The sequence below is a fragment of the uncultured Alcanivorax sp. genome (assembly GCF_947258575.1).
Lineage (GTDB): Bacteria > Pseudomonadota > Gammaproteobacteria > Pseudomonadales > Alcanivoracaceae > Alcanivorax.
Window position 1 is genome coordinate 202,368 of record NZ_CAMYIV010000004.1, and the last position, 21,842, is coordinate 224,209.

The window sequence follows — 21,842 nt, forward strand, 5'->3', positions numbered from 1 at the left end:
GCGCCAGTATTTGCCGGCGTGCCCCTTAGCGCCGGGTGACCTTGCCGATCACGGTGTTATCCAGATAGTCCGCCCAGGCCTGCAGCATTTCCCGGCGTTTTTCCTGATAGAGCTGACGGTCGCTCTGTTCGTCGCCGGTCTGGTTGAGCAACTGTGACTGGATCTGTTCCGCCTGGTAGCCCAGCTCGCCCAGCGCGGTAGCGGCCAGAGTGCGCAGGTTATCGGTGGACACGGGTGTGGTGCGGGTGACTTTTTTCAGGGCGCCGGTGAGGGTGCTGGCGCCCAGGTGCTTCTTGCGATCGCGGGTGCCGGGGAAGATATATTCCTGACGGCCGGTGATCGGTTCCATCTCCCGCAACAGCTCCACCGCCTGGCGGGGCAGGGGCACGGTAATGATCTTGCTGCCGTCCGGGCTGTCCGGGTTCTTGCGGCGGATGCGCCATTCTCCGGCATCCAGATCCATGTCCGACCAACGTGCGTTGACGATCTCGCTGGGCCGGGCCAGCAGCCAGACGGTCAGCTTGAGTGCCGCGGTGGTGGTGGTGCGGCTCCATTGGCCAAGCACACCGCTGGCCAGATTGAAGAGTTGCTCACGGGTGCTGAGCAGGAATTCCGGCTCGGTGCCGGAGCCGGTAAGCCGGCGGCGCAGAGCGCCGGTCTGCTGGAAGCCGGCGACGCCGGTATCGCGGGCGTGGCCGTAGACCCGTTTGGCGATACCCAGTACCCGCTTGCCCTTGTCCAGATGCCCCTCGGCACCCAGGGCGGCAGCCAGGGATTTCAGATCTTCCGGGGTCACTTCGCTGACCACCCGCTTGCCAATGCTGGAGATCAGGTAGTTTTCCATCTGTCGCTTGGTGCGGCGGAATTGTTCTTCCGAGACTTCAAACCGGTAGACCCGTTCCAGCCAGTCCCGCGCCACCGCCTCGAAGGTTTCCACCGAGGGGCTGAACACTTCCCGTTTTTCGCAACGGGTGATCGGGTCCGTGCCGTCGGCGATCAGCTCCCGGGCTTCGTCACGAAGCTGACGGGCGAAGGCCAGCGTGACCTCGGGGCAGGGGCCCAGGGTAATGACCTTGCTGCGGCCATCGAACCGATAGCTGAATTTCCAGGTACGGTTGCCATTGGTCTCTACCAGCAGGTAGAGCCCCTTGTCGTCCCGGAGTTTGTAGTCTTTCTTCAGGGGTTCGGCGTTGCGGACGTCCGCGGAAGTCAGGGCCATGGCTCGCTGCAGGTCAGGTTATTGTCGGCATCGAGCAAAAACGATGCAGGGATGTTCAGACAATAAGCTACCCAGCTTTGCCGATGCGTTCAATTGCTGTGCGGCAAGTACCGTTGGCTGGCTGCTGACCAGGGCCCGCCTTGCCAGTGCTGAGGCGAGCCCCGTCAGCGTCAGGTGGTGGCGTCGCTGATGGTCGTCTGTGCGCCATCAAACAGGCCCTTCACCTCGCCACCGGCGAGTACGATGGTAGCGATGGCCACCATGGCGATCAATGAAACGAGAATGGCGTACTCCACAATAGAAGCGCCACTTTCTTCCTGTAAAAATGCAGTGATGAGCTTGAACATGGCCTCGCCCTCCTGGCGGCTTGGGTATCCTTCATAATCACAATAGCACGCTTGTCCCGGTACGGTGATGGCTTTGATTTATGCAAAAAGGAGGGCATGAAGTTCAGGTTTTTTGGGGCTTTCGTCATCAAGTTGCCGGTTTTCGGTGATATTTCTCTCGCCGGTGAGTAATGCGAAATTTAAGTGTTTGTTGGCTTCTTGTAAGAGGGGCCAACAACCAGGGCTGCGCTAGGGCAATTTGTCACACAACGCGGCGATGTCTATGTGCTAGCCTAATGAAAATCATGAATCCTGTTCGCAGGCCTGACATGTGGAGGTTGCGCCCGTGGAGTTCGATCCGTTTTTGCTTGCCCGTCTGCAGTTCGCCGCCAATATCAGTTTCCATATTCTTTTCCCCACTATCACCATCGGCCTGTGTTGGGTGCTGTTCTATTTTCGGTTGCGCTACACCTTTTCCGGTGACAAGGCCTGGGAATATGCCTACTTCTTCTGGGTAAAAATTTTTGCCTTGAGCTTCGCCCTGGGGGTGGTGTCCGGCATCACCATGAGTTTCCAGTTCGGCACCAACTGGCCGGGCTTCATGGAGCGTGCCGGCAATATTGCCGGGCCACTGCTGGGGTATGAGGTGCTCACCGCCTTTTTCCTGGAAGCCTCTTTCCTGGGCATCATGCTGTTCGGCAAGGACCGGGTCTCCAATCGCACTCACCTGATCGCCACGGTGCTGGTGGCAGTGGGGACTTCATTCTCCGCGTTCTGGATTCTCAGCCTCAATTCCTGGATGCAGACACCGACAGGCTATCGCATCGAAGAGGGCGTGTTCTTTGTGGAGAGCTGGTGGGAGGTAATCTTCAATCCTTCGTTCCCCTATCGCCTGGCGCATATGTTCAACGCCTCTCTGCTGACTGCGGCTTTCCTGATCATGGGGGTGAGTGCCTGGCGAGCCATGCGCGGTGTGGACGGCCCGGCCACCTGGAAAGTCATGCGTACCGGTGCGTTGATGGCTGCGGTGCTGGCGCCGCTGCAGGTGTGGATTGGTGACCTGCATGGGCTCAACACCCTGGAGCATCAGCCGGCCAAGATCGCCGCCATGGAAGGTATCTGGGAAACCGAGAAGGGCGCGCCGCTGACCCTGTTCGGCTTTCCCGATGAGGAAGCAAAGACCACGCACATGGCCATCAAGGTGCCCAATCTGGCCAGCCTGGTCCTCACCCATGAGTGGGACGGTGAAGTGCTGGGTCTCAATGAGTTCGAGGGGGAGACCCCACCGGTGGCACCGGTGTTCTGGGCGTTTCGGGTGATGGTCGGCATTGGCATGCTGATGGTGCTGGTAGGCTGGTGGTCCGCCTGGCGGTTATTCCGCAACCGGGATGAAAATCGTGAGACACAGACCTGGCTATTGCGTGCCCTGTCAGTGATGACCTTCTCCGGCTGGATTGCGGTGCTGGCGGGCTGGTATGTCACTGAAATTGGTCGCCAGCCCTGGGTGGTGGATGGGCTGTTGCGGACCGCCGATGTGGTGGCGGATCACAGCAGTGCCACCGTTGCCGGCACCTTGTTCGGCTATGTGCTGCTGTATCTGTTCCTGCTGGTGTCTTATATCGCCACCCTGCGCCATATGGCCACCAAGCCGGCACGTTCCCTGACGCTGACACCTCAGCAACGGGCCATGAACGACGCGGAAACTGCCGAAGGAGAAGCATGATGGATCTGGGATACTGGCTTCCGTTGTTCTTTGCTGGTGCCATGGGGCTGGCACTGCTGATCTATGTGATTCTCGATGGTTACGATCTGGGCATCGGCATGTTGCTGCCTTTTGCCAGCGATGACGAAAAGGATGTGATGGTGGCGGCCATCGGGCCGTTCTGGGATGCCAATGAAACCTGGATTGTGCTGGGTGTGGGTATCTTGCTGATTGCCTTTCCGCAGGCCCATTCCATCGTGCTCACCTCCCTGTACCTGCCGGTGACACTGATGCTGATGGGGCTGATTCTGCGCGGGGTATCGTTCGATTTCCGGGTCAAGGCCGGCGACAAGCACAAGGCGAAATGGAATCGTCTGTTTGCCTTCGGCTCACTGGTGGCGTCGGTTTGTCAGGGCTGGATGCTGGGCGCCTTTGTCACCGGCCTCACCGGCGATGCCACCAGCACCCTGTTTGCCGCACTGATCGCGGTGGCGCTGCCGTCCCTGTACATCATGCTCGGCGCCGCCTGGCTGCTGATCAAGACCGAAGGCGAGCTGTTCAACAAGGCCGTACGCTGGGGGCGAATGGCGGTATGGCCCATGGGCGGTTTTCTGCTGCTGATTTCCATCGCCACCCCGCTGGTAAGCAGTGCCATCGCCGACAAATGGTTTACCCTGCCCAACGCCATCGGTCTGATGCCCATTCCTCTGGCGACAGCGCTGGCCTATGCAGGGCTGATCTGGGTGTTCAACAGCAAGCAGATCCTGCACAACGGCTATGGCTGGCTGGCCTTTGTGGCGTTGATGGTGGTGTGTGTACTGGCGAGTATCGGGCTGGCCTACAGCCTGTTCCCGGATATTGTCCTGGGGCGGATTTCCATCTGGGAAGCGGCGTCGGCCACGGAGTCCCTGCTGTTCACCTTCTGGGGTGCCATCATCGCCTTGCCGATGATCCTGGGCTACACGATCTTTATCTATCGGGTATTCCGGGGCAAAGCGACGCATCTGAGTTACGAGTAGTAATTCGCCTTGTGAACAAGGCTCCAACAGCACTGCGTCATGCTGTTGGAGCCTTGCTTGCAAGGCGAAGTTTTTGATTTTGGTTTCATTGCTGAAATAGCGATTTCTCTTTGAGCGATTTTCCCAGTTCTTTCCTGTCTATCCCCGCCATATTGATGGCAAATACCCCTTCCAGTAATTCCCATAATTCTGCCACGGATGCGAGCGTGTGCTTTTCACTGCTGCCATCCGGAAAGCGCACCGTATAAAGATCGTTCAGCAGGGTGTGGCGGCGGTCTTCGTCAGTGCGCACGGCAATCAGGTTGTTCACGAATTTGGATTGTGGGTGGCAAGCCACATACCAGTTGGCCATCTCGAAATCCACGGCACCCTGTTGCATCAGGTCGAAACGATAGAGCAATCGCCACTGTTCCCCGAGCTGTACCCACAGGCTGTAATGATCCTGATGCGCATCCACCCGGAAAGGCTCCAGCGGTGTGCTTTGTGGATGACGGGCATGGAGCTTCAGCGGGGCGGTCGGAGTCATGCCGCCGAACCCCACATCGCTGAGGTAGTCCTCACCGTCAATCGTCACCAGTAGCAGCATATGCGAGCGCGGTGGCCAGGCATCGTCGGGCTGGTTCCAGTAGACCCGCCCGGTAATACCACGTGCCTGAAATCCCAGCCCAGTCAGGATTTCCAGAAACAGCAGGTTATTCTCGAAACAGTATCCGCCGCGACGTTGATCAACCAGCTTGTCCATCAGGGCCTGGCTGTCCAGTGACACCGCGAGCCCCAGCAGAGGGTTAAGGTTCTCGAAGGCGATGGCTTGCAGGTGCAAGCATTGCAGAGCCTTGAGGGTATTCAGGGTAGGCTGCTTTTCTCCCTGATAGCCGATTCGCTGCAGGTAGCCATCAATATCCAGCGCCATGGTATGGGTCCTTGTCGGAAAAAGGAGAGGCAAGCATAAAACCTCAACTCAGGTTGATGTAAAGTCTCAATATAAAAATAAAGGATAGAGGGGATCAGGGATGAGATGGACTCTGGGGATTCTGGCCGGATGGTTGACGATGTCTTTTACGGCGTCGGTTATTCCTATGCTAACCATGGCAGTGACAGTCGGCTACATGCACTTGAGGGTAGAGAACGTTTCGCCGGAGGGAAAAGCCGATTGGATAGCAGGTAACCTGGACAAGGTCATGGAGAATTACTGGGTTATCGCGTATCACGCCTGGGGAATAGGTGCCTTATTGGCTGGGTGGGTGTTGATTCGGGTGACACGAACCGATAACGGTTTTTCCGTGGTAGCAGTCTCCCTGCTGATGGGCGCTTATGCCGGGCTGAATTACTGGAGCTGGCCGGGCAGTGTCGGCCCCTTTATGGTTGTTTCTGTTCTGTTCTTTATCGGCGCGTATATTTCTGATCAGCGCCGTCAAAAAGCATCGAAGTCACATGCCACAGTTGCTGGAGACGATGGAGGAAGAGCGGATTAACATGGTGAAATGATAAACAGATAGCAGTTGTTAAAAAGGATGCGGGTTAGTCTTTTGCTAAAAAGATAGGACTGATGCGCACAGCACCATGCGCCATACAGGGAAGGTGGCAAAAAACGTTATGAAAGTCTCAGTAGCAACGGACAGGCTCACCTTTACGCCGCTCACCGACGCGGACCTGCCGGTGTTGCATGACTGGCTGGGCCGCGAGCATGTCAGTCGCTGGTGGGGGCCGCAGCGTAGTCTTGAAGAGGTGATTCGCGATTACCATCCGGCCCAGCGCTGTTTCGGTGGCGCCATGTTTTTCTTTATCCGCCTGGATGACGAGCCGCTGGGGTTTATTCAGGGGTATGCGCCCATCGAACATCACCATGAAGGCTGGTGGCTGGACATTGATGACCCGGGCATACGCGGGGTCGATGTGTTTATCGCCAGCAAAAGTCACCTGGATCATGGGCTGGGCACATCGGCGGTGAGGGCCTTTGTGGACCAGCTGTTTGATGATCCCCAGGTAACAGAAGTGATCGCCGACCCGGCACCGGATAACCTTCGCGCCATCCACTGTTTTCGCAACGCCGGTTTTGTGGCTCGCCAGGTGGTGAAGACACCGGACGGGCCAGCCCTGCTGATGACCTGCCCCCGCTCCTGATGGCTGTTGTGATAGCGAGCGACAGCTCTGGTGCGGCCGAAACCGCGCTCTATGATGAGGCCTGCCTGTGCGCCGATTTGCACCAGAGCAGTGAAATTGCCGTGCCGCCTTTCCGACCACTGGTGGCAGCCGGGGCACCAGCGTTGATCAGATTTCACTCAGCGGGATCGGCCCTGTGACATAATTCCGGTATGAATGAGAACTCATGCCATGCCAGCGGTTGAGCGCAATCCGCTGCCCATCACCGATCTGCTCGACTGGAGCGATCGGGACAAGAGCCTGTTGCTGTCGGTGCTCACAGGCCTGCTGATGCTCGGTTTTCTCGGCTGGCTGCTGTTGACGGTGAACTACACCCGTTTCGGTGAGCAGTTCCTGTCTGTGGAAGGGGCCGGGCTGGCCCGGGATATTTTTCTTTTCAACGTGACTGGCTGGCTGTTGCTGACCTGTTGGGGAATTGTCCTGCACAAGACCAAGCGTCACTCGGTGGCCTACCCCAATGTGTGTATCCATTTCTTCGGTTTTTCCTTTCTCGGCATTGGTTATGTGATGGGGCTGTATAACCCGATCATGGGCCTGGTGCTGGTAGGCTCGCCGCTCACCGGCTTTATTCTTTTTGATTTCAAGCGGGTCACCTGCAGCCTGGTGATTCACACCGTTATGGTGCTGGCCATTTATGCGCTGATCGTGCAGGGAAAATTGCAGTACGCCCCGCTGCTCAAGGCGGACCCGGTGACCAAGGATCTGGTCTCCGTGTACTGGGTTAACAGCATGATCGCCTTTGCCACGCCGTTTCTGGCCATGGTGTTCGGCTTCACCTATGTGTTGCTGCGGCGCTGGCAGATTCGTGAAAAGCAGATCCGGGCCCTGGCGGTGACCGACCCGCTTACCGGCCTCGACAATCGCCGCGCCCTGTTCGACCAATTCAGCTACGAGCTGGCCCGCAGTCGCCGCAGCGGCAGCCCGGTGTCGGTCTGCGTGATGGATCTGGATCATTTCAAACAGATTAATGATCGCTACGGGCACGCCACCGGGGACAAGGTGCTATTGATGGTGGCCCGGGTGTTACGTGAGTGTCTGCGCGAAACCGATCGCATTGGCCGCATCGGTGGCGAGGAATTCATGTTGCTGATGCCGGAAACGGATCAGCAGGGTGCCGCCAAGGTGATTGAGCGTTGCCGACAGAGGCTCTGCGATACACCGGTAGAGGTGGAGGGGCAGGCGCCGTTCCATGTCAGCGCCAGCTTCGGTGTCACCTGTTCTGGCACTGGCGCCACCCTGGGAGAGGAGCAGCTCTTCACCCGGGCAGATCAGGCGCTCTATCAGGCCAAGGAGGCAGGACGTAACCGCATGGCGTTCTGGTCTCGGCCGCAGCAAGCGGCGACAGCCTGAGGGATAGCGGTAGGTGTTCGTTGGAGCTTTGCTTGCAAGGCGAAGTGGTCAGATAACCCTTCGCCTTGCGAGCAAGGCTGGCTCCAACAAGCTACGACTCCAGCCCGGCAATCAACGCATTCACGGCTCGGGCAAACTGCACCGGCGAATCTTCCTGAAGAAAGTGACCGCCCACCAGGGTCTGGTGAGGCTGTCCCTTGGCGCCGGGGATGCGTTCCTGCATGTACTTGTCGCCACCTCGGGTGATCGGGTCGCCATTGCTGAAGGTGGTCAGGAACGGTTTGTCCCATTGCTCCAGTACTTTCCAGGCCTGGCGGTTGGCATCGCTGGCCGGATCATCCGGGGTCACCGGCACCAGCTTGGGAAACGCCCGGGCGCCGGCCTTGTATTTCTTGCTCGGGAAGGGCGCATCGTAGGCCCGTCGCTCATCAGGCCCCAGCTTCTTGAAGGTGCCACTGCCGATGATGCGGGCGATGGGGAATACCGGGCTGTAGAGCGCGAAATTTTTCCACAGTGTAAAGGCTTTGGGGACTTTCAGATCGCCGGTGGGCAGCATGCCGTTACCCACCACGATGGCCCGGAAGCGCTCCGGGTTTTCCGCCGCCAGGCGCAGGCCCAGCAGTGAGCCCCAGTCCTGGCAGACCAGGGTGATATCACGCAGGTCCAGCTGTTCCAGCCAGGATTGCAGCCAGTCCATGTGGCTCTGGTAGCTGTAGGCGTTGATGTCGGTGGGCTTGTCGGATTTACCGAAACCGATCAGGTCCGGCGCGACCACCCGGTGGCCGGCGGCGGCGCAGATCGGAATCATGTGCCGATACAGGTACGACCAGGACGGCTCACCATGCATCATCAGCACCGGCTTGGCATCCGCCGGGCCTTCATCCAGATAATGCATGCGCAGGCCACCCACGTCCGTGTAGTTGGGCTCGAAGGGGTAGTCCAGCAGTCGCTCGAAACGGGAATCGGGGGTGCGCAGAAAATCCATGGGTCATCCTGATGAAAAGGAAAACCCAAGGATGGCCGTTCCCGACCGCGGATGACCATGTCTTCCCGGGCCAAAGGGCGATACGGGATGGTTTGCGTAGGGTGCCACTGAGCCTGGGGCGAACTGCACCATGACCACGGCGGTTGCGGTGCAGTTCGCCCTAGGCTCAGTGGCACCCTACGGTTTAGCTTGGCTTGGGGTTATTCGTCCCAGAGACCTTCCAGGCTGTAATCGCTGCCCGGCTGTGCCCAGAAGCCGCCGTCCACGTAGCGGCGGTGGCGGTCCAGCTCGGCGATGGCCTGCATGTCGTCCTCGCTGAGTGTCAGGTCGGCGGCAGCCAGGTTTTGTTGCAGCCGTTGCGGGTTCACCGATTTCGGAATCACCGCCGTGCCGCGTTGCAGGGCCCAGGCGATCAACACCTGTGCCGGGCTGGCGCTGTGGTTGTCGGCGATGTCATGAATGATCGGGTCTTCCAGCAGCACCGGTTCGTCCTCGGCCTTGAGGCCGGCCGGGCGATCCGAGGAGCCCAGCGGGGAGTAGGCGGTCAGGTGAATGCCCTGCTGTTGGCAGAAGCGCAGCATGGCGGTCTGCTGCAGGTAGGGGTGCAGCTCGATCTGGTTCATGGCCGGTTTCAACCGTGCCTTGCCGACCAGGTCTTCCAGTTTCTTCACGCTGAAATTGGACACGCCGATCTGCCGGGTCAGATTCTCGTCCACCAGCGCTTCCATGGCCGCCCAGGTGGTGGCCACCGGTAAGTCGTTCAGGGACACCATGTCATCGCCGGACTGGGGAAAGGGCACGCCCTTCTTCAGGGCCACCGGCCAGTGCATCAGGTACAGGTCCAGATAATCCAGCTTCAGGTTGTTCAGGGTGGTTTCCAGGGCGGGCTGCACATCCTCCGGGGCATGGTCGCTGTTCCACAGCTTGGAGGTGATCCACAGATCCTCACGCTGAACGGTACCGGCGGCGAATACATCCTGCAGCGCCTGGCCGATTTCGTCCTCGTTGCCATAGATATGGGCACAGTCGATGTGCCGGTAACCCATCTCGATGGCGGCCTTTACGGCCTCGTAGACCTCGCCGGGCTGGGATTTCCAGGTACCCAGGCCCAGTTGCGGCATGGTGTCGCCGTTGGGGAATGTCAGTGTTTTCATCACCTGCTCCTGTAGATGCTGTGTGATAGTCCCGGTCGCTTTTGGCAGCCGGAAAGGCAAAACAAATACCCTACCCACAGTGACTCCCAACGGGCACCGCAGTTCCTGCCGGATTGTTGTCCGATTCTCCGGAATGAGCGCTTGAGCCGATTCGGCCATTTCGCTACTGTGGCCAGCCTTTATTTTCTGTCCGGCGGCGCCTTTTCTCGCCGCCCCCTGCTTGGAACCTGTTTATGTGGATCAAGAATCTGGTTGTGTTTGTGGGCGAAGAGGCCTTTCCTTCCTCCGTGGCCGAGCTCGATGAAACCCTGGACCAGAACCGCTGCCAGCCCTGTGGCTCCCAGACCCTGCGCACGGAAGGTTTTGTGCCGCCCCTGAAAGGGCAGGACCCCATGGTCTATGCGGTGGACGGCTTTATCTACTGCACCTATCAGGAAACCTCCCGCCTGCTGCCCGGGCCGGTGATCAAGGAGCTGCTCGACGAGAAGGTGGAGCACATCCAGGACGAGGAAGGCCGCAAGGTGGGTCGCAAGGAAAAGGCGGATCTGAAAGAGCAGATCACCTTCGAGTTGATGCCCCGCGCCTTCACTCGCTCTCGCCGTACTTCCCTGCTGATCGATACCGAACGCAAGCGGGTGATGGTAGATGCCTCGTCCGCCAGCCGTGCCGAAGAAGTGGTGGCCTGCCTGCGTAAGGCCATCGGCACCCTGCCGGTAGCGTACCCGGCCCCCAACTCCGCCCCCTACACCAGCTTCAGCAACTGGCTGAAAGACACCAAGCTGTTGCCGGAAGGCTTCACCTTGGGTGACCGTTGCGAGCTGAAAGGCACCAAGGACGAAGGCGCTGCGGTGAAGTTCACCGCCGTGGATCTGGGCCAGGAAGAAATTCTCGCCCACCTGGAAACCGGCATGGTGGCCACCCGCATCAACTTGGCGTGGCAGGATTCCCTGGAGCTGGATATCAACGACAAGCTGGAGATCAAGCGCATCAAGGCGCTGGATCTGCTGCAGGAAAATATCGACGCCATGGACGCGGACGATGCAGTGGCAGAACTGCAGGCGCGCATCAGCCTGCAGGGCAATGTGCTGCGCGAGGCGCTGGATGGGTTGTTCGGGTATTTCGAGGTGAATCCGGCGTAATCAAGGTCGGAAGTTGCGAGTGACGAGTTTCGAGGAGCGAACAACAAAACCGGTTTTGCCTTTCGTTACTCGCTTCTCGTCACTCGTGACTGATTGGTTCGCGCCTCAAGCGGCGTTATTCGCTTCGCTCACCCTTCGGGCCAGCCTGCGGCTGTTACCTTCGCGAGCTCGGTTCCCACAGGGGGCGCGAGGCTTAATCATCAATGTCCTCGTCGTCTTCCTGGTCCTTGTCCAGTTTGACGATGGAGCCTTCATCACAGTCCGGGGAGTGGGTGAAGGTCCGGGTCACATCCAGATAGCCCAGATGCGACAGGGTGCGGCGACCCAGCAGTACCGGATAGATCATGTCCGAGCGATCGTTCAGGGTGAATTGCTCTTCATAGACGGTGTTGCCCATGCACAGATTCATCAACACCACCGGGCGACGATCAATACCACCGGCACCGCGGATCAACACCTTGCGGTAACGAGGCTTCTCGAAGGTTTTTTGCATTTTTTTACCGCTCGCTTCATCGCGCACATCCACGGTAAAGCGCACCCAGTCATCGCCCTCTTTTTCAAACACTTCCACATCCGTGGCATGCATTGACGAGGTCAGGGCGCCGCTGTCCAGCTTCGCCTTCAGCTCCACCCCCCAGGGTTCCAGCGTGGTCTTTTCCACCCAGCCGAATACCGGGCGATCGGCGGCGAAAGTCTGGCCGGCCAGCAGTAGCAGGGCGGGGAGCAGGGCAAGTGTCAGGCGAGGCATGGCATCTCCTTGATGATTCGGGTCTTCGTTAGGACAGGATGCCTGCCGCCGGGTTCCCCGGGTGTCCCGATCAGACCGATTCGGGCTCAAACAGGTACTTGTCCGGCTCGAACTTGCGGGTGCGCATCCAGTACTGGAACGTGAAGCTTGGCCACAGGGTACGGTTCTTGCCGAATTCGTCCAGGTACCAGCTCTCACAGCCACCGGAAGACCATACCGCATCATCCAGTTGCGCCTGCAGGCGCCGGTTGAATCCTGCCTGCACCTCCGGTTTCACATCCAGGGAGCCGGCGTTTTCACCAAGCAGTTTGTTCACCGCCTGCATCACGTAGTTCACCTGCGCCTCGATCATGAACACGATGGAGGTATGCCCCAGCCCGGTATTGGGCCCCAGCAGCATGAAGAAATTGGGGAAGCCGCTTACCGAGACGCCCAGGTAGGCTTCCATGCCGGTCTCGTCCCAGGTGTCGCGGATTTCCTCGCCGCCCTTGCCGATGATCTGCATCGGGCCGATAGGGTCGGAGACCTTGAAGCCGGTGCCGTAGATAATGCAGTCCACCTCGCGTTCCACCCCCTGGCCATCGACAATGCTGTGGGCTTTCACTTCCTTGATGCCGTCGGTGAGCACCGCCACATTGTCGCGATTCAGTGACGGGTAGTATTCATCGGACATGAGAATGCGCTTGCAGCCGATGGTGTAATCCGGGGTGACTTTCTTGCGCAGCTCCGGGTCCTTGATGTTGCGGCGGATAAAGTGGCGCCCATACAGCTCGGCCAGCTTCATGGCCCGTGGATCCACCGCCAGACCCAGCACCCGGCTTTCCATCCACCAGTAGATGCCGCCCCGGAACAACTTCTGCGTCACCGGCAGGGTCTTGAACAGCAGCTTTTCAATTTTCGTCATGCGCCGGTCCGGCTTGCTAAGCACCCAGGGCGGGGTGCGCTGGTAAAGGTCCAGCTGCTCGACCTCTGGGGCAATGCGCGGCACAAACTGGATGGCACTGGCGCCGGTGCCCACGGCAGCCACACGTTTGCCGGTGAGGTCGTAATCATGGTTCCAGCGGGCGGAGTGAAAGGCCTCGCCCTGAAAGTTCTCTACCCCTGGCAGTTTCGGGTAGGCGGGGATGCTCAGCGCGCCGATGCCGGAAACGAAAATGCGGGTGGTCAGCTCGGTGCCGTCATGGGTGGTCACATGCCAGATCTGCTTCTGCTCGTCGTAGACCGCCCGCTCCACCTCGCAGTTGAAGCGCATGTGCGGTGTCACCCCGAACTTGTCGGCGCAGCGCTTCAGGTAATCCCAGATTTCCTGCTGGGGAGCAAACATGCGCGACCAGCGCGGGTTGGGGGCAAAGGAATAGGAATACAGATGAGAGGGCACATCGCAGGCGCAGCCCGGGTAGATATTGTCCCGCCAGGTGCCGCCGATATCGCCGGCTTTTTCCAGCACCACGAAATCATCGTAGCCGGCTTCCTTCAGCTGGATCGCCATACACAGTCCGGAGAACCCGGCGCCCACCACAATCACCTGATGATCGGCCTGGGCAGCATTATTATTTTTGCTCATTGTGCACCTCCTTGGTTCATTTCATCATGGCCCAAGGCGTGCGGACGGGCCACCGCTGTTGCGCATTGCCAGCACACCGTTACCGACGATAAACAAAGCGGATGCGCCATGACCCGGGCGCGGCCCCGGCCCGCGTCATGACCAAGGTGGTCACCGCCACGCCGGTTACGATGGGGGCAGAGAAATATGAGGAATTTGCGATGACAGAGAAGCCATCCGCGCCCTCCCTGGGGCTGTTGCTGGGAGAAAGCCGGGCCATGCTGGCCTACGGACGCTACCTGCTGCGTGGCCTGGGCCATCGTCAGCTGCCCGCCGGCCGTGGCCAGCCGGTGCTGGTGCTGCCCGGCTTTGGCGCCAGCGATGCCAGCACCCGCCCCCTGCGACGGGCGCTGACCCGGCTGGGCTACAACGTCTACGGCTGGGCCCAGGGCACCAACCTGGGCATGAACAGCAAGCGCAAGGCCATGCTGGTGAGCCAGCTACAGGCCATTCACACCCGTCATGGTCAGCCCGTGGCGCTGATCGGCTGGAGCCTGGGCGGGGTGTTTGCCCGCGAACTGGCGCGGGCCTACCCGGACCGGGTCAGCCAGGTGTTCACCCTGGGTAGCCCCATCAACGGCGACCCGGAAGCCAACAATGTGACCACCCTGTTCAACCTCTTTAACCCCAAGCGGCCACCACCGGACCGGGAAGCCTTCGAGGCCCGTATCCCGGCGCCGCCGGTGCCCTGTACCGCCATTTTCACCAAACAGGACGGCATCGTGTCCTGGCAATGCAGCCAGGAAGAAGACGGCCCGCTCACCGACAACGTGGAAGTGCAGGGCACCCACGTGGGCCTGCCCTGGAACCCCCAGGTGCTGGCGGCCATCGCCGAGCGCCTGGCCCGCTGCCCGGAGACCGGCAATGAGTGATCTGCAACCGGGCCGCTACCGGCACTTCAAGGGCAACGAGTACCAGGTCATCGGCACCGCCACCCACTCGGAAACCGGTGACACCCTGGTGGTCTATCGCCCGCTCTACGGCGACCAGGCCCTGTGGGTGCGCCCCCTGGCCATGTTCACCGAAACCGTGGAGCGCGACGGCAAGGTCCAGCCACGCTTCGCCCGAGTGGGCGATTAGCCCACCCCTCCCCGTTGGAGCTATGCTTGCATGGCGAATGGCTGTCAGGTTCACAATGCGTTTGCAGGAAACAGAACCTTATTCGCCATGTGGGCACAGCTCCTAGCGCAATAAGGCAGTCATTCGCCCAGATAGTCGTTACAATGGCGCCTCGATAGCGGAGCCCATTGCATGACCACTTTTGCCGACCTCAATTTGCACGAGCGCCTGACCAGGGCACTCGGCGAACTGGAAATCACCACCCCCACGCCTGTGCAGGCCTCAGCCATTCCCGAGGCCCTGGCCGGCCACGACCTGCGTGTGGTGGCTCGCACCGGTAGCGGCAAGACCGCCGCCTTCATGCTGCCCATGCTGCACCAGCTGCTGCAGCACTCCCGGCCGCGTACCGACACCCGCGCCCTGATCCTGCTGCCCACCCGCGAGCTGGCCCAGCAGACCCTCAAGCAGGTGGAAGCGCTGGGGCGCTATACCTTTATCAAGGCGGAGCTGGTCACCGGTGGGGAAGACTTCAAGGTGCAGGCCGCCAAGATGCGCAAGAACCCGGAAATCCTCATCGGCACCCCGGGGCGCCTGATCGAGCATCTGGAAGCCGGTAACCTGCGCCTGCAGGATCTGGAAATGCTGGTGCTGGACGAATCCGACCGCATGCTGGACATGGGCTTCAGCGACGACGTACTGCGCCTGGCCGCAGAATGCCGCGCCGAGCGTCAGACCCTGCTGTTCTCCGCCACCAGCGGCGGCAACGCCATGGAGAAAATGGTCGCCTCCACCCTGCGCGAGCCCAAGTCCCTGATGCTGGATTCCGTGCGTGACCTGAACGAATCCGTGGTTCAGCAGGTGATCACCGCCGACGACGTGAAACACAAGGAACGTCTGGTGCAGTGGCTGCTGGCCAACGAGACCTACGACAAGGCCGTGGTGTTCACCAACACCCGCGAGCAGGCCGACCGCATGGGCGGCGTGCTGGTGGCCTCCAACCTGAAAGTGTTTGTGCTGCACGGCGAGAAAGACCAGAAAGACCGCAAACTGGCCATGGATCGCCTCAAGGCTGGCGCCGTAAAAGTGCTGGTCGCCACCGACGTGGCCGCCCGGGGCATCCACGTGGACGGCCTGGACCTGGTAATCAACTTCGACATGCCACGCAGTGGCGACGAATACGTCCACCGCATCGGCCGTACCGGCCGGGTGGGCGGCGCCGGCACCGCCATCTCCCTGATCGCCGCCCACGAATGGAACCTGATGGCGGGCATCCAGCGCTACCTGCGCCAGAACTTTGAATACCGCCTGATCGAAGCCTTGAAGGGCAACTTCCTTGGGCCGAAAAATCTCAAGTCCAACGGCAAGGCCGCCGGCAGCAAAAAGAAAAAAATGAAAAAGAAAGAGGACGCCAAAAAGGGCAAAAAGCCGGCCAGGAAAAAACCGGTGGCGAAGAAGAATTCGCGCACTAATAAGCCCGCGGTACCGGATACCAATAGTGGTTTTGCTACGGTGAAAAAACGGAAAACCCCCGGGCCGATTGATTGAAGAAAAGCGGCAAGCTTCAACGCGGGAAAGGTGGTAGGTAAACGGAAACGTCTTGCCCGCGATTATTGTTAAAGGTGGGGGAAGAAGGAAGGCAAGTTAACTATCCCCCTATCCTGTCTAGAGGGTCCCCTCTCCCTTGAGGGGAGAGGGACAGGGAGAGGGTGAAGCTACAAAGTGCAGGAAGCACAAAAGGCAGAGTAATGGACTACCGTCACCGCTTCGCAAAGGATTTGCGAACCCGAATGACAGATGCCGAACGCTTGCTATGGAAACATCTTCGAGCACATCGGCTAAATGGACAGAAATTCCGTCGCCAACAGCCGATAGGGCCTTACATTGTTGACTTCGTTCACCTCGGGGCGCGGTTGATTGTTGAAGCTGACGGTGGTCAGCACAACGACAGTGCAACGGATCAGGTGCGTGACGCCTGGTTAAAAGCCGAAGGCTATCGTGTGCTGCGGTTCTGGAATAACGACATTTTGCAGAATACGGATCAGGTGTTGGAAGTGATTTTCAGCGCCGTATCACCCTCTCCCTGTCCCTCTCCCCTCAAGGGAGAGGGGACCTAATAGAGAGGCCAGGGTTTAGTGATTGGCGATATCATTCTTCCCAAACCTCATTGCAGCTGCCTACATCATCTTTCCAACCATCCCCAGCGGCAGATGTCGCATAGCAAAGCCCAGCGGCCCCCACGGCCAGCCTGGCACCGACGCATTCTTCGGCTCTTTCTCGATGGCTTTCACCAGTGCCTTGCAGCCGGTTTCCGTGTCTACCAGGAAGGGCGTGTTCTTCACTTTCTCGTTGATCTCGGAACGGATGAAGCCGGGGAAGATAGTGGTCACCTGGATCGGGGAATTCTGCAATTCCACCTGCAGGCCTTCGGCCAGCATGGCCACGCCGGCCTTGGTGGCGGCGTAGGTGGTGAGGTTTTTCTTCATGCCGCGCATGGCGCTGATGGAGGAAATCATTACCAGGTGGCCGCTGTTCTGGGCGCGGAAAATTTCCATGGCCGCTTCGGTCTGTGCCAGTGCCGCCACAAAGTTGGTTTCCGCGGTCTGCCGGTTGGCGTAGAAGTAGCCGGTGCCCAGTGGTTGGCCCTTGCCCATGCCCGCGTTGATGATGACGCGATCAATGCCCGCCATTTCCGTGCGGAACGCATCGAACACCGCAAACACCTGGTCGTAATCGTTCACATCCAGCGGCTTGATCAGCACGGTAATGCCCGGATGTTTTTCTTCCAGCTCGGCCTTCAAGGTTTCCAGCCGGTCCATGCGCCGGGCACACAGCGCCAGGTTGCGCCCCATGGCCGCAAACAACCGCGCCATCCCTTCGCCCAGCCCGGAGCTGGCACCGGTGATTAGAATATTCTTGCGTGTCGGCATTGTTATCCCCTTGCTAATGGCTGTTGCAGGAACGAAGCGTAGCGTAGTAACGACTGTAAGTCGGCCCGCAGGGTGAGCGTAGCGAATACAGCCTCTCGAGGCGCGAACGACAACGTTTGTGTCGCCGCCTATCCTTTCTGAAACCTGTCGAGCGCTGGGATTTCTGATCGTCCTGCGGACGATTTCCGCGCTGGCGCGCGGTTCTCCTACAGCGGCGTTGTAGAAATACCGGGACTGCGGAACCTTTCAGAGCGCTTCTATCCAATCTTTGTAGCTTGTAGCTTGCTTCTATCTATACGTCACCTGCTCGCTCGGCAGATGCAGATGCTCGTTCACCGAGACTAGCCTTGGCTTGCCGGCATTCACAAGCACCCGGGTCACACTGGTGTTGATCAGGGTGCGGTTCCAGGTGATCAGGGCCTCGTCGGTGAGGCCCATCAAGCGCTGGATGATCACGCTGATGGCGCCGCCGGAGGTGAACACCAGGGCGCTGTCGCCGCTGCTCAGGCTGTTGCCCAGGCTGTAGGTGCTGGCCAGCACCCGCTCGCGAAAGGCGGACCAGCTTTCGCTGTAATCACCGTCGCCGCTTTGCCAGCGACGCAGGGCCTGCTCAAAGCGGGCCTGGAATACCTTGCGTGGGTGTTCCTGCTGCGCCAGCCACTGGGTCAGCGCCGCCCGGTCGGTGGCCAGGGGCCAGTCCACGGCCAGCAACTCGCTGTGGTTGTACTCGTTGAAGCCGGTATCCGTGTGCCATTCCTTTGCCAGGCCCAGTTCGCCCAGGGTCGCTTCCGCCGTCTCCACATGGCGGCGCATGGTGCCGCAGATGGCGCGGGGCACCCCCAGATCCTGATTCTGCAGGGCACGGCCGAGAATGCGGCTCTGCTCCCAGCCCACATCAGACAGCTGGTCGTAATCTTCCTTGCCGAAGCTGGCCTGGCCATGGCGGATCAGGTAGATCACCGGCATCAGGCTTTCTCCGCTTTTTCCAGTTTGCCCTGCAGTCGCTCGGCGCCTTTCAGCATCACCCGGTTGAACACAAACGGCAGAAAACGCTTCATCCAGTAGGCCCGGCGACCACTCTTGTGGGGCAGTAGAAAGAACTGCTGTTTGGCCACCGCCTTCTTGATCATCTCGGCGATCTGGTCGGCGGTGAGCTCGTCACTGGAGAGCAGCTTGTCCACCGTCTCGATCATGCCCGGTTCCGGGGTGCGCATGGACTCGTGCAGGTTGGTGCGGAAGAAGCCCGGGCACACCACCGTGGTGTGAATGCCGTAAGGCGCCAGCTCGAAACGCAGGGTTTCCGACAGGGAAATCACCCCGGCCTTGGTCACGTTATAGCTGCCCATCACCGGCGCGTGCAGCAGCCCGGCCAGGGAGGCGATATTGACGATATGGCCGTGACCCTGGCGCTTCATCATCGGCACGAACACCTTGCAGCCGCGCACCACGCCCTTCACGTTGATATCGAAAATCCAGTCCCAGTCGGCCATGTCGCCGCGATCAATACGGGCGGCACCGGCCACCCCGGCATTGTTCACCAGCACATCCACGCCACCCCAGTTCTGCTCCAGCCATTCGCGGGCATTGTTGAAGCTGGCCGCGTCGCGCACATCCAGATACTGGAATTGCAGCTCGCCGGGCAGATCCTTCAGGGCCGCCAGGGTCTCTGCGGCGCGCTCCTGATTCACATCGCCGATCAGTACCCGGGCGCCATCGCGCAGCCAGGCCTCGGCCATGGCGCGCCCCAGCCCGGAGGCGCCGCCGGTGATCAGGATGCGTTGTGGGGTCTGGCTCATGGTGTGTCCTGTGGTCATGGTGGTTTCGGTCGCGGATTGTGCGTCAGGCGTCGACCCGCCGAAATCCGGGGTCTTATCCATTGACCGATGCTAGTGACGGCGTTTCAATAAATCCAATGAATCCTCGCAATGATCAATGATAAACGCCATGCATGTTTCGCGGTTCGATCTCAATCTTTTCGTGGTCTTTGATGCCATCTACACCGAGGGCTCCCTGACCCGCGCCGCCAAGGTGCTCAACCTGACCCAGCCGGCGGTAAGCCATGCCCTGGGGCGCCTGCGCGACCGCCTGGATGACCCCTTGTTCGTGCGCCAGGGCAGCCGCATGGTGCCCACCGCCCGGGCCCGGGCCATGGTCAGCCCGGTGCGCCATGCCCTGGGCGGCTTCCAGCGCTGCTTGAGTGATGAAGGCGGTTTCGATGCCAGCGAGGCGGAGCGCACCTTCGTGCTTGGCCTGCGCGATGGCCTGGAAGGTTGCCTGCTGCCGTCGCTGATGGCGCAGCTGATGGAAGACGCTCCCGGGGTACGTTTGCAATCACTTACTATCAGCCGAAAGCAGATGGCCACTGAGCTGGCCAGCGGCCGGCTGGACTTGGCCTGTGACGTGATGCTGGCCCTGCCGGAATCCATCGAGCATCTGCCGGTACTCAGCGGGCCGCTGGTGGTGATGATGCGCGAGGGCCACGAGCTGGCCGATGACATGGACCTGCCCGGCTACCTGGCCGCCCAGCATGTGCTGGTATCGTCCCGCCGCGAAGGCCCGGGGCTGGAAGATTTCGGCCTGGCCCGGCAGGGCTACCGGCGCCATATCCGCCTGCGCTGCCAGCACTACCAGGCGGCCATCAGCACCGTGCAGAACACCAACCTGCTGCTCACCCTGCCGGCCACCCTGGCCGGGCGCCTGTCCCGCAAGGGCATGGTGATCAAATCCTTCCCCGCCGACCTGCCCGGCCTGGAAATGCACCTCTACTGGCACCGCGACCAAAGCGCCGACCCGGCTCACAGCTGGTTGCGGCAGAGGGTGTTGGGGTTGTTGAAAGAACAGCAGGAGCAGTTAACAGTGAATAGTTAACAGCGCGCGGTATCGCGCCAGTGTTGCCCAAAGCATAGAGGCCGCGTCCCAGCGATGGGGCGACCTCTATGGTTGCAGGCAAAGAAAACCTTCCCCGCGAGCTGTTCACTGTTAACTATTAACTGTTCACTAAAATCTGCCCCGCCCAATACGGGTTCTCCTCCACCCGAATATCCGTGGGCTTCACCGTGTCGCCGCAGTGGCTGCATTGCAGCTGCGCTTCCAGGGGTTCGCCGCATTGGCGGTGGTAGCGGGTGAGGGGGGCGCCGTGTTCGCCGGCCAGGTGCTTGTCGCCCCACTGGGCCAGGTGCACGATCACCGGGTAGAGTTCCTTGCCCATGGCGGTGAGCCGGTATTCATGGCGCAGGGGGCGTTCCTGGTAGGCCACCTTGTCGAGCACGCCGCCCTCGGTGAGCTTGCGCAGGCGGTCGCTGAGCACATGGCGGGTGACGCCCAGGCGTTGCTGGAAATCATCGAAGCGGCGCACGCCCATAAAACAGTCGCGCAGCACCAGCAGCGTCCAGTTGTCGCCGATAATGGCCAGGGTGCGGGCCAGGGAACAGGGCTGTTGATCGATGTCTTGCCAGCGCATGCTAAACCTCCGTGAACGTTTTCTGATCATACCGGGTTGACGCGTTCCTAAAAAGAACCGACTATAAGTTCCAAATAGGAACCAACTGTTAATCCCACTGAAATCGGGAGGCTCCATGCCAGAACCTGTCGCAGTCATCATCGGTGCCGGTGATGCCACCGGCGGTGCCATCGCCAGGCGCTTTGCCCGCGAAGGCTATACCGTCTGCGTCACCCGCCGTAATGAAGAGGCACTTACGCCCCTGGTGCAGGAGATCGAACAGGCGGGCGGCAAGGCCCGCCCGTTCGGCTGCGATGCCCGCGACGAAGAGCAGATGGTGGCGCTGTTCGACACCATCGAGAAAGAGGTCGGGCCGGTGGAAGTGGTGGTGTTCAATATCGGCGCCAACGTGTTCTTCTCCATCCGCGAGACCACCGCCCGGGTTTATCGCAAGGTCTGGGAAATGGCCGCCTTCGCCGGTTTCCTGGCGGGCCGCGAAGCCGCCCGTGTGATGGTGCCGCGCAACAAGGGCACCATCATCTTCACCGGCGCCACCGCCTCATTACGTGGCGGCAAGGGTTTCTCCGCCTTCGCCGGCGCCAAGTTCGCCCTGCGCGCCCTGGCCCAGAGCATGGCCCGGGAACTGGGGCCGGAAGGCATCCACGTGGTGCACCCGATCATCGACGGCGCCATCGACACCGCCTTTATCCGCGACAACTTCCCGGCAAAGTATGCCCAGAAAGAGCAAGGTGGCATCCTCAACCCGGAACACATCGCCGACACCTACTGGATGCTCCACCAACAACCCCGCGACGCCTGGACCCACGAAATCGACCTCCGCCCGTGGATGGAGACTTTCTAAAAGCCTTTTTTCACCACAGAGGTCACAGAGCGCACAGAGTTAAAACAATGGGAGCCTGAGACAGAGTCGGTTTCTGTTAAGGGTGTTCAAGGCTGTACAGCTGGATGCCGTTAGGGCGTGAACCGGTATGTACTGTTTTTACTCAGTGTT

23 protein-coding genes are annotated in these 21,842 nt (G+C 60.1%); 12 read left to right on the forward strand and 11 right to left on the reverse strand.

The annotated features are described in order from the left end of the window. Positions 1 to 25 precede the first annotated feature (25 nt). The gene (locus Q0Y02_RS04440) at positions 26 to 1,219 is read right to left on the reverse strand and encodes an integrase arm-type DNA-binding domain-containing protein (RefSeq protein WP_297764918.1); all 1,194 of its coding nucleotides are present in this window, start codon (positions 1,217 to 1,219) and stop codon (positions 26 to 28) included. A gap of 170 nt (positions 1,220 to 1,389) precedes the next feature. After that, positions 1,390 to 1,566: a hypothetical protein gene (locus tag Q0Y02_RS04445; RefSeq protein ID WP_297764921.1), complete on the reverse strand. Its 177-nt coding sequence runs from the start codon at positions 1,564 to 1,566 to the stop codon at positions 1,390 to 1,392. Between the two features lie 325 nt (positions 1,567 to 1,891). Between Q0Y02_RS04445 and Q0Y02_RS04450 the strand changes: the two genes are divergently transcribed. Then, complete coding sequence (locus Q0Y02_RS04450) at positions 1,892 to 3,268, forward strand: cytochrome ubiquinol oxidase subunit I (RefSeq protein WP_297764924.1); 1,377 nt, start codon at positions 1,892 to 1,894, stop codon at positions 3,266 to 3,268. Then, a complete protein-coding gene (locus tag Q0Y02_RS04455) occupies positions 3,265 to 4,266 on the forward strand; it encodes a cytochrome d ubiquinol oxidase subunit II (protein ID WP_297764927.1) in 1,002 nt (333 codons plus the stop codon). Before Q0Y02_RS04450 ends, Q0Y02_RS04455 begins: the two co-directional genes overlap by 4 nt. A gap of 85 nt (positions 4,267 to 4,351) precedes the next feature. On the opposite strand, the gene Q0Y02_RS04460 is transcribed toward Q0Y02_RS04455, so the two are convergent. After that, positions 4,352 to 5,176, reverse strand: coding sequence for an arylamine N-acetyltransferase (locus tag Q0Y02_RS04460; RefSeq protein WP_297764930.1), 825 nt, complete (start codon positions 5,174 to 5,176; stop codon positions 4,352 to 4,354). Positions 5,177 to 5,276: 100 nt separating this feature from the next. On the opposite strand from Q0Y02_RS04460, the gene Q0Y02_RS04465 reads away from it, so the two are divergent. The 3 genes from Q0Y02_RS04465 to Q0Y02_RS04475 all read left to right on the forward strand — a co-directional run bounded on the left by Q0Y02_RS04465 (position 5,277) and on the right by Q0Y02_RS04475 (position 7,776). Next, positions 5,277 to 5,738, forward strand: coding sequence for a hypothetical protein (locus Q0Y02_RS04465; RefSeq protein WP_297764932.1), 462 nt, complete (start codon positions 5,277 to 5,279; stop codon positions 5,736 to 5,738). 121 nt (positions 5,739 to 5,859) lie between these two features. Beyond that, complete coding sequence (locus Q0Y02_RS04470) at positions 5,860 to 6,387, forward strand: GNAT family N-acetyltransferase (RefSeq protein WP_297764935.1); 528 nt, start codon at positions 5,860 to 5,862, stop codon at positions 6,385 to 6,387. A gap of 210 nt (positions 6,388 to 6,597) precedes the next feature. Then, complete coding sequence (locus Q0Y02_RS04475; RefSeq protein WP_297764937.1) at positions 6,598 to 7,776, forward strand: GGDEF domain-containing protein; 1,179 nt, start codon at positions 6,598 to 6,600, stop codon at positions 7,774 to 7,776. 91 nt (positions 7,777 to 7,867) lie between these two features. Here Q0Y02_RS04475 and Q0Y02_RS04480 read toward each other — a convergent pair whose 3' ends face one another. Together Q0Y02_RS04480 and Q0Y02_RS04485 are read right to left on the reverse strand one after the other, a co-directional pair. Next, positions 7,868 to 8,761 carry a haloalkane dehalogenase gene (locus Q0Y02_RS04480; protein WP_297764940.1) on the reverse strand — a complete coding sequence of 298 codons (894 nt, stop codon included), beginning with the start codon at positions 8,759 to 8,761 and terminating at the stop codon, positions 7,868 to 7,870. Positions 8,762 to 8,961: 200 nt separating this feature from the next. After that, positions 8,962 to 9,915 (reverse strand): aldo/keto reductase, encoded by a 954-nt coding sequence (locus Q0Y02_RS04485; RefSeq protein WP_297764943.1) that lies wholly within the window; start codon positions 9,913 to 9,915, stop codon positions 8,962 to 8,964. 233 nt (positions 9,916 to 10,148) lie between these two features. Here Q0Y02_RS04485 and Q0Y02_RS04490 point away from each other — a divergent pair, with 233 nt between their 5' ends. Further along, the gene (locus Q0Y02_RS04490) at positions 10,149 to 11,054 is read left to right on the forward strand and encodes a recombination-associated protein RdgC (protein WP_035245402.1); all 906 of its coding nucleotides are present in this window, start codon (positions 10,149 to 10,151) and stop codon (positions 11,052 to 11,054) included. Positions 11,055 to 11,247: 193 nt separating this feature from the next. On the opposite strand, the gene Q0Y02_RS04495 is transcribed toward Q0Y02_RS04490, so the two are convergent. Both Q0Y02_RS04495 and Q0Y02_RS04500 read right to left on the reverse strand, forming a co-directional pair. Further along, positions 11,248 to 11,802 carry an ATP-dependent zinc protease gene (locus tag Q0Y02_RS04495; RefSeq protein ID WP_297764947.1) on the reverse strand — a complete coding sequence of 185 codons (555 nt, stop codon included), beginning with the start codon at positions 11,800 to 11,802 and terminating at the stop codon, positions 11,248 to 11,250. A 70-nt stretch (positions 11,803 to 11,872) separates the two neighbouring features. After that, positions 11,873 to 13,366, reverse strand: a complete 1,494-nt coding sequence (locus Q0Y02_RS04500) for an NAD(P)/FAD-dependent oxidoreductase (protein WP_297764949.1) — start codon at positions 13,364 to 13,366, stop codon at positions 11,873 to 11,875. Positions 13,367 to 13,467: 101 nt separating this feature from the next. Between Q0Y02_RS04500 and Q0Y02_RS04505 the strand changes: the two genes are divergently transcribed. The 4 genes from Q0Y02_RS04505 to Q0Y02_RS04520 all read left to right on the forward strand — a co-directional run bounded on the left by Q0Y02_RS04505 (position 13,468) and on the right by Q0Y02_RS04520 (position 16,578). After that, positions 13,468 to 14,277, forward strand: coding sequence for an alpha/beta fold hydrolase (locus Q0Y02_RS04505; protein WP_297764952.1), 810 nt, complete (start codon positions 13,468 to 13,470; stop codon positions 14,275 to 14,277). Beyond that, positions 14,270 to 14,485 carry a DUF1653 domain-containing protein gene (locus Q0Y02_RS04510; RefSeq protein ID WP_035245397.1) on the forward strand — a complete coding sequence of 72 codons (216 nt, stop codon included), beginning with the start codon at positions 14,270 to 14,272 and terminating at the stop codon, positions 14,483 to 14,485. Before Q0Y02_RS04505 ends, Q0Y02_RS04510 begins: the two co-directional genes overlap by 8 nt. Before the next feature lie 171 nt (positions 14,486 to 14,656). After that, a complete protein-coding gene (locus Q0Y02_RS04515) occupies positions 14,657 to 16,009 on the forward strand; it encodes a DEAD/DEAH box helicase (protein WP_297764957.1) in 1,353 nt (450 codons plus the stop codon). Positions 16,010 to 16,209: 200 nt separating this feature from the next. Continuing rightward, positions 16,210 to 16,578 (forward strand): endonuclease domain-containing protein, encoded by a 369-nt coding sequence (locus Q0Y02_RS04520; RefSeq protein ID WP_297764960.1) that lies wholly within the window; start codon positions 16,210 to 16,212, stop codon positions 16,576 to 16,578. A gap of 60 nt (positions 16,579 to 16,638) precedes the next feature. Here Q0Y02_RS04520 and Q0Y02_RS04525 read toward each other — a convergent pair whose 3' ends face one another. The 3 genes from Q0Y02_RS04525 to Q0Y02_RS04535 form a co-directional block, all read right to left on the reverse strand. Further along, on the reverse strand, positions 16,639 to 17,391 hold the full coding sequence (locus Q0Y02_RS04525; RefSeq protein ID WP_297764963.1) for an SDR family oxidoreductase: 753 nt from the start codon (positions 17,389 to 17,391) through the stop codon (positions 16,639 to 16,641). Positions 17,392 to 17,679: 288 nt separating this feature from the next. Further along, on the reverse strand, positions 17,680 to 18,357 hold the full coding sequence (locus Q0Y02_RS04530) for a histidine phosphatase family protein (RefSeq protein ID WP_297764965.1): 678 nt from the start codon (positions 18,355 to 18,357) through the stop codon (positions 17,680 to 17,682). Beyond that, positions 18,357 to 19,187 carry an SDR family oxidoreductase gene (locus Q0Y02_RS04535; protein WP_035245391.1) on the reverse strand — a complete coding sequence of 277 codons (831 nt, stop codon included), beginning with the start codon at positions 19,185 to 19,187 and terminating at the stop codon, positions 18,357 to 18,359. The genes Q0Y02_RS04530 and Q0Y02_RS04535 overlap by 1 nt, the downstream gene beginning before the upstream one ends. A gap of 148 nt (positions 19,188 to 19,335) precedes the next feature. Here Q0Y02_RS04535 and Q0Y02_RS04540 point away from each other — a divergent pair, with 148 nt between their 5' ends. Beyond that, positions 19,336 to 20,259: a LysR family transcriptional regulator gene (locus Q0Y02_RS04540; RefSeq protein WP_297764970.1), complete on the forward strand. Its 924-nt coding sequence runs from the start codon at positions 19,336 to 19,338 to the stop codon at positions 20,257 to 20,259. Positions 20,260 to 20,377: 118 nt separating this feature from the next. Here Q0Y02_RS04540 and Q0Y02_RS04545 read toward each other — a convergent pair whose 3' ends face one another. Beyond that, complete coding sequence (locus tag Q0Y02_RS04545) at positions 20,378 to 20,851, reverse strand: helix-turn-helix domain-containing protein (RefSeq protein ID WP_297764972.1); 474 nt, start codon at positions 20,849 to 20,851, stop codon at positions 20,378 to 20,380. Between the two features lie 115 nt (positions 20,852 to 20,966). On the opposite strand from Q0Y02_RS04545, the gene Q0Y02_RS04550 reads away from it, so the two are divergent. After that, positions 20,967 to 21,692: an SDR family oxidoreductase gene (locus tag Q0Y02_RS04550; protein WP_297764975.1), complete on the forward strand. Its 726-nt coding sequence runs from the start codon at positions 20,967 to 20,969 to the stop codon at positions 21,690 to 21,692. Positions 21,693 to 21,842 lie beyond the last annotated feature (150 nt).

Bases quoted from the DNA above. Each gene is read 5' to 3' on its own strand.
- Q0Y02_RS04545 (WP_297764972.1), bottom strand. From the start codon at position 20,851: ATGCGCTGGCAAGACATCGATCAACAGCCCTGTTCCCTGGCCCGCACC.
- Q0Y02_RS04475 (WP_297764937.1), top strand. From the start codon at position 6,598: ATGCCAGCGGTTGAGCGCAATCCGCTGCCCATCACCGATCTGCTCGAC.
- Q0Y02_RS04460 (WP_297764930.1), bottom strand. From the start codon at position 5,176: ATGGCGCTGGATATTGATGGCTACCTGCAGCGAATCGGCTATCAGGGA.
- Q0Y02_RS04500 (WP_297764949.1), bottom strand. From the start codon at position 13,366: ATGAGCAAAAATAATAATGCTGCCCAGGCCGATCATCAGGTGATTGTG.
- Q0Y02_RS04480 (WP_297764940.1), bottom strand. From the start codon at position 8,761: ATGGATTTTCTGCGCACCCCCGATTCCCGTTTCGAGCGACTGCTGGAC.
- Q0Y02_RS04510 (WP_035245397.1), top strand. From the start codon at position 14,270: ATGAGTGATCTGCAACCGGGCCGCTACCGGCACTTCAAGGGCAACGAG.
- Q0Y02_RS04485 (WP_297764943.1), bottom strand. From the start codon at position 9,915: ATGAAAACACTGACATTCCCCAACGGCGACACCATGCCGCAACTGGGC.
- Q0Y02_RS04445 (WP_297764921.1), bottom strand. From the start codon at position 1,566: ATGTTCAAGCTCATCACTGCATTTTTACAGGAAGAAAGTGGCGCTTCT.
- Q0Y02_RS04505 (WP_297764952.1), top strand. From the start codon at position 13,468: ATGCGCCATGACCCGGGCGCGGCCCCGGCCCGCGTCATGACCAAGGTG.
- Q0Y02_RS04515 (WP_297764957.1), top strand. From the start codon at position 14,657: ATGACCACTTTTGCCGACCTCAATTTGCACGAGCGCCTGACCAGGGCA.
- Q0Y02_RS04520 (WP_297764960.1), top strand. From the start codon at position 16,210: ATGGACTACCGTCACCGCTTCGCAAAGGATTTGCGAACCCGAATGACA.
- Q0Y02_RS04470 (WP_297764935.1), top strand. From the start codon at position 5,860: ATGAAAGTCTCAGTAGCAACGGACAGGCTCACCTTTACGCCGCTCACC.
- Q0Y02_RS04455 (WP_297764927.1), top strand. From the start codon at position 3,265: ATGATGGATCTGGGATACTGGCTTCCGTTGTTCTTTGCTGGTGCCATG.
- Q0Y02_RS04525 (WP_297764963.1), bottom strand. From the start codon at position 17,391: ATGCCGACACGCAAGAATATTCTAATCACCGGTGCCAGCTCCGGGCTG.
- Q0Y02_RS04540 (WP_297764970.1), top strand. From the start codon at position 19,336: ATGCATGTTTCGCGGTTCGATCTCAATCTTTTCGTGGTCTTTGATGCC.
- Q0Y02_RS04535 (WP_035245391.1), bottom strand. From the start codon at position 19,187: ATGAGCCAGACCCCACAACGCATCCTGATCACCGGCGGCGCCTCCGGG.
- Q0Y02_RS04465 (WP_297764932.1), top strand. From the start codon at position 5,277: ATGAGATGGACTCTGGGGATTCTGGCCGGATGGTTGACGATGTCTTTT.
- Q0Y02_RS04550 (WP_297764975.1), top strand. From the start codon at position 20,967: ATGCCAGAACCTGTCGCAGTCATCATCGGTGCCGGTGATGCCACCGGC.
- Q0Y02_RS04495 (WP_297764947.1), bottom strand. From the start codon at position 11,802: ATGCCTCGCCTGACACTTGCCCTGCTCCCCGCCCTGCTACTGCTGGCC.
- Q0Y02_RS04530 (WP_297764965.1), bottom strand. From the start codon at position 18,357: ATGCCGGTGATCTACCTGATCCGCCATGGCCAGGCCAGCTTCGGCAAG.
- Q0Y02_RS04490 (WP_035245402.1), top strand. From the start codon at position 10,149: ATGTGGATCAAGAATCTGGTTGTGTTTGTGGGCGAAGAGGCCTTTCCT.
- Q0Y02_RS04440 (WP_297764918.1), bottom strand. From the start codon at position 1,219: ATGGCCCTGACTTCCGCGGACGTCCGCAACGCCGAACCCCTGAAGAAA.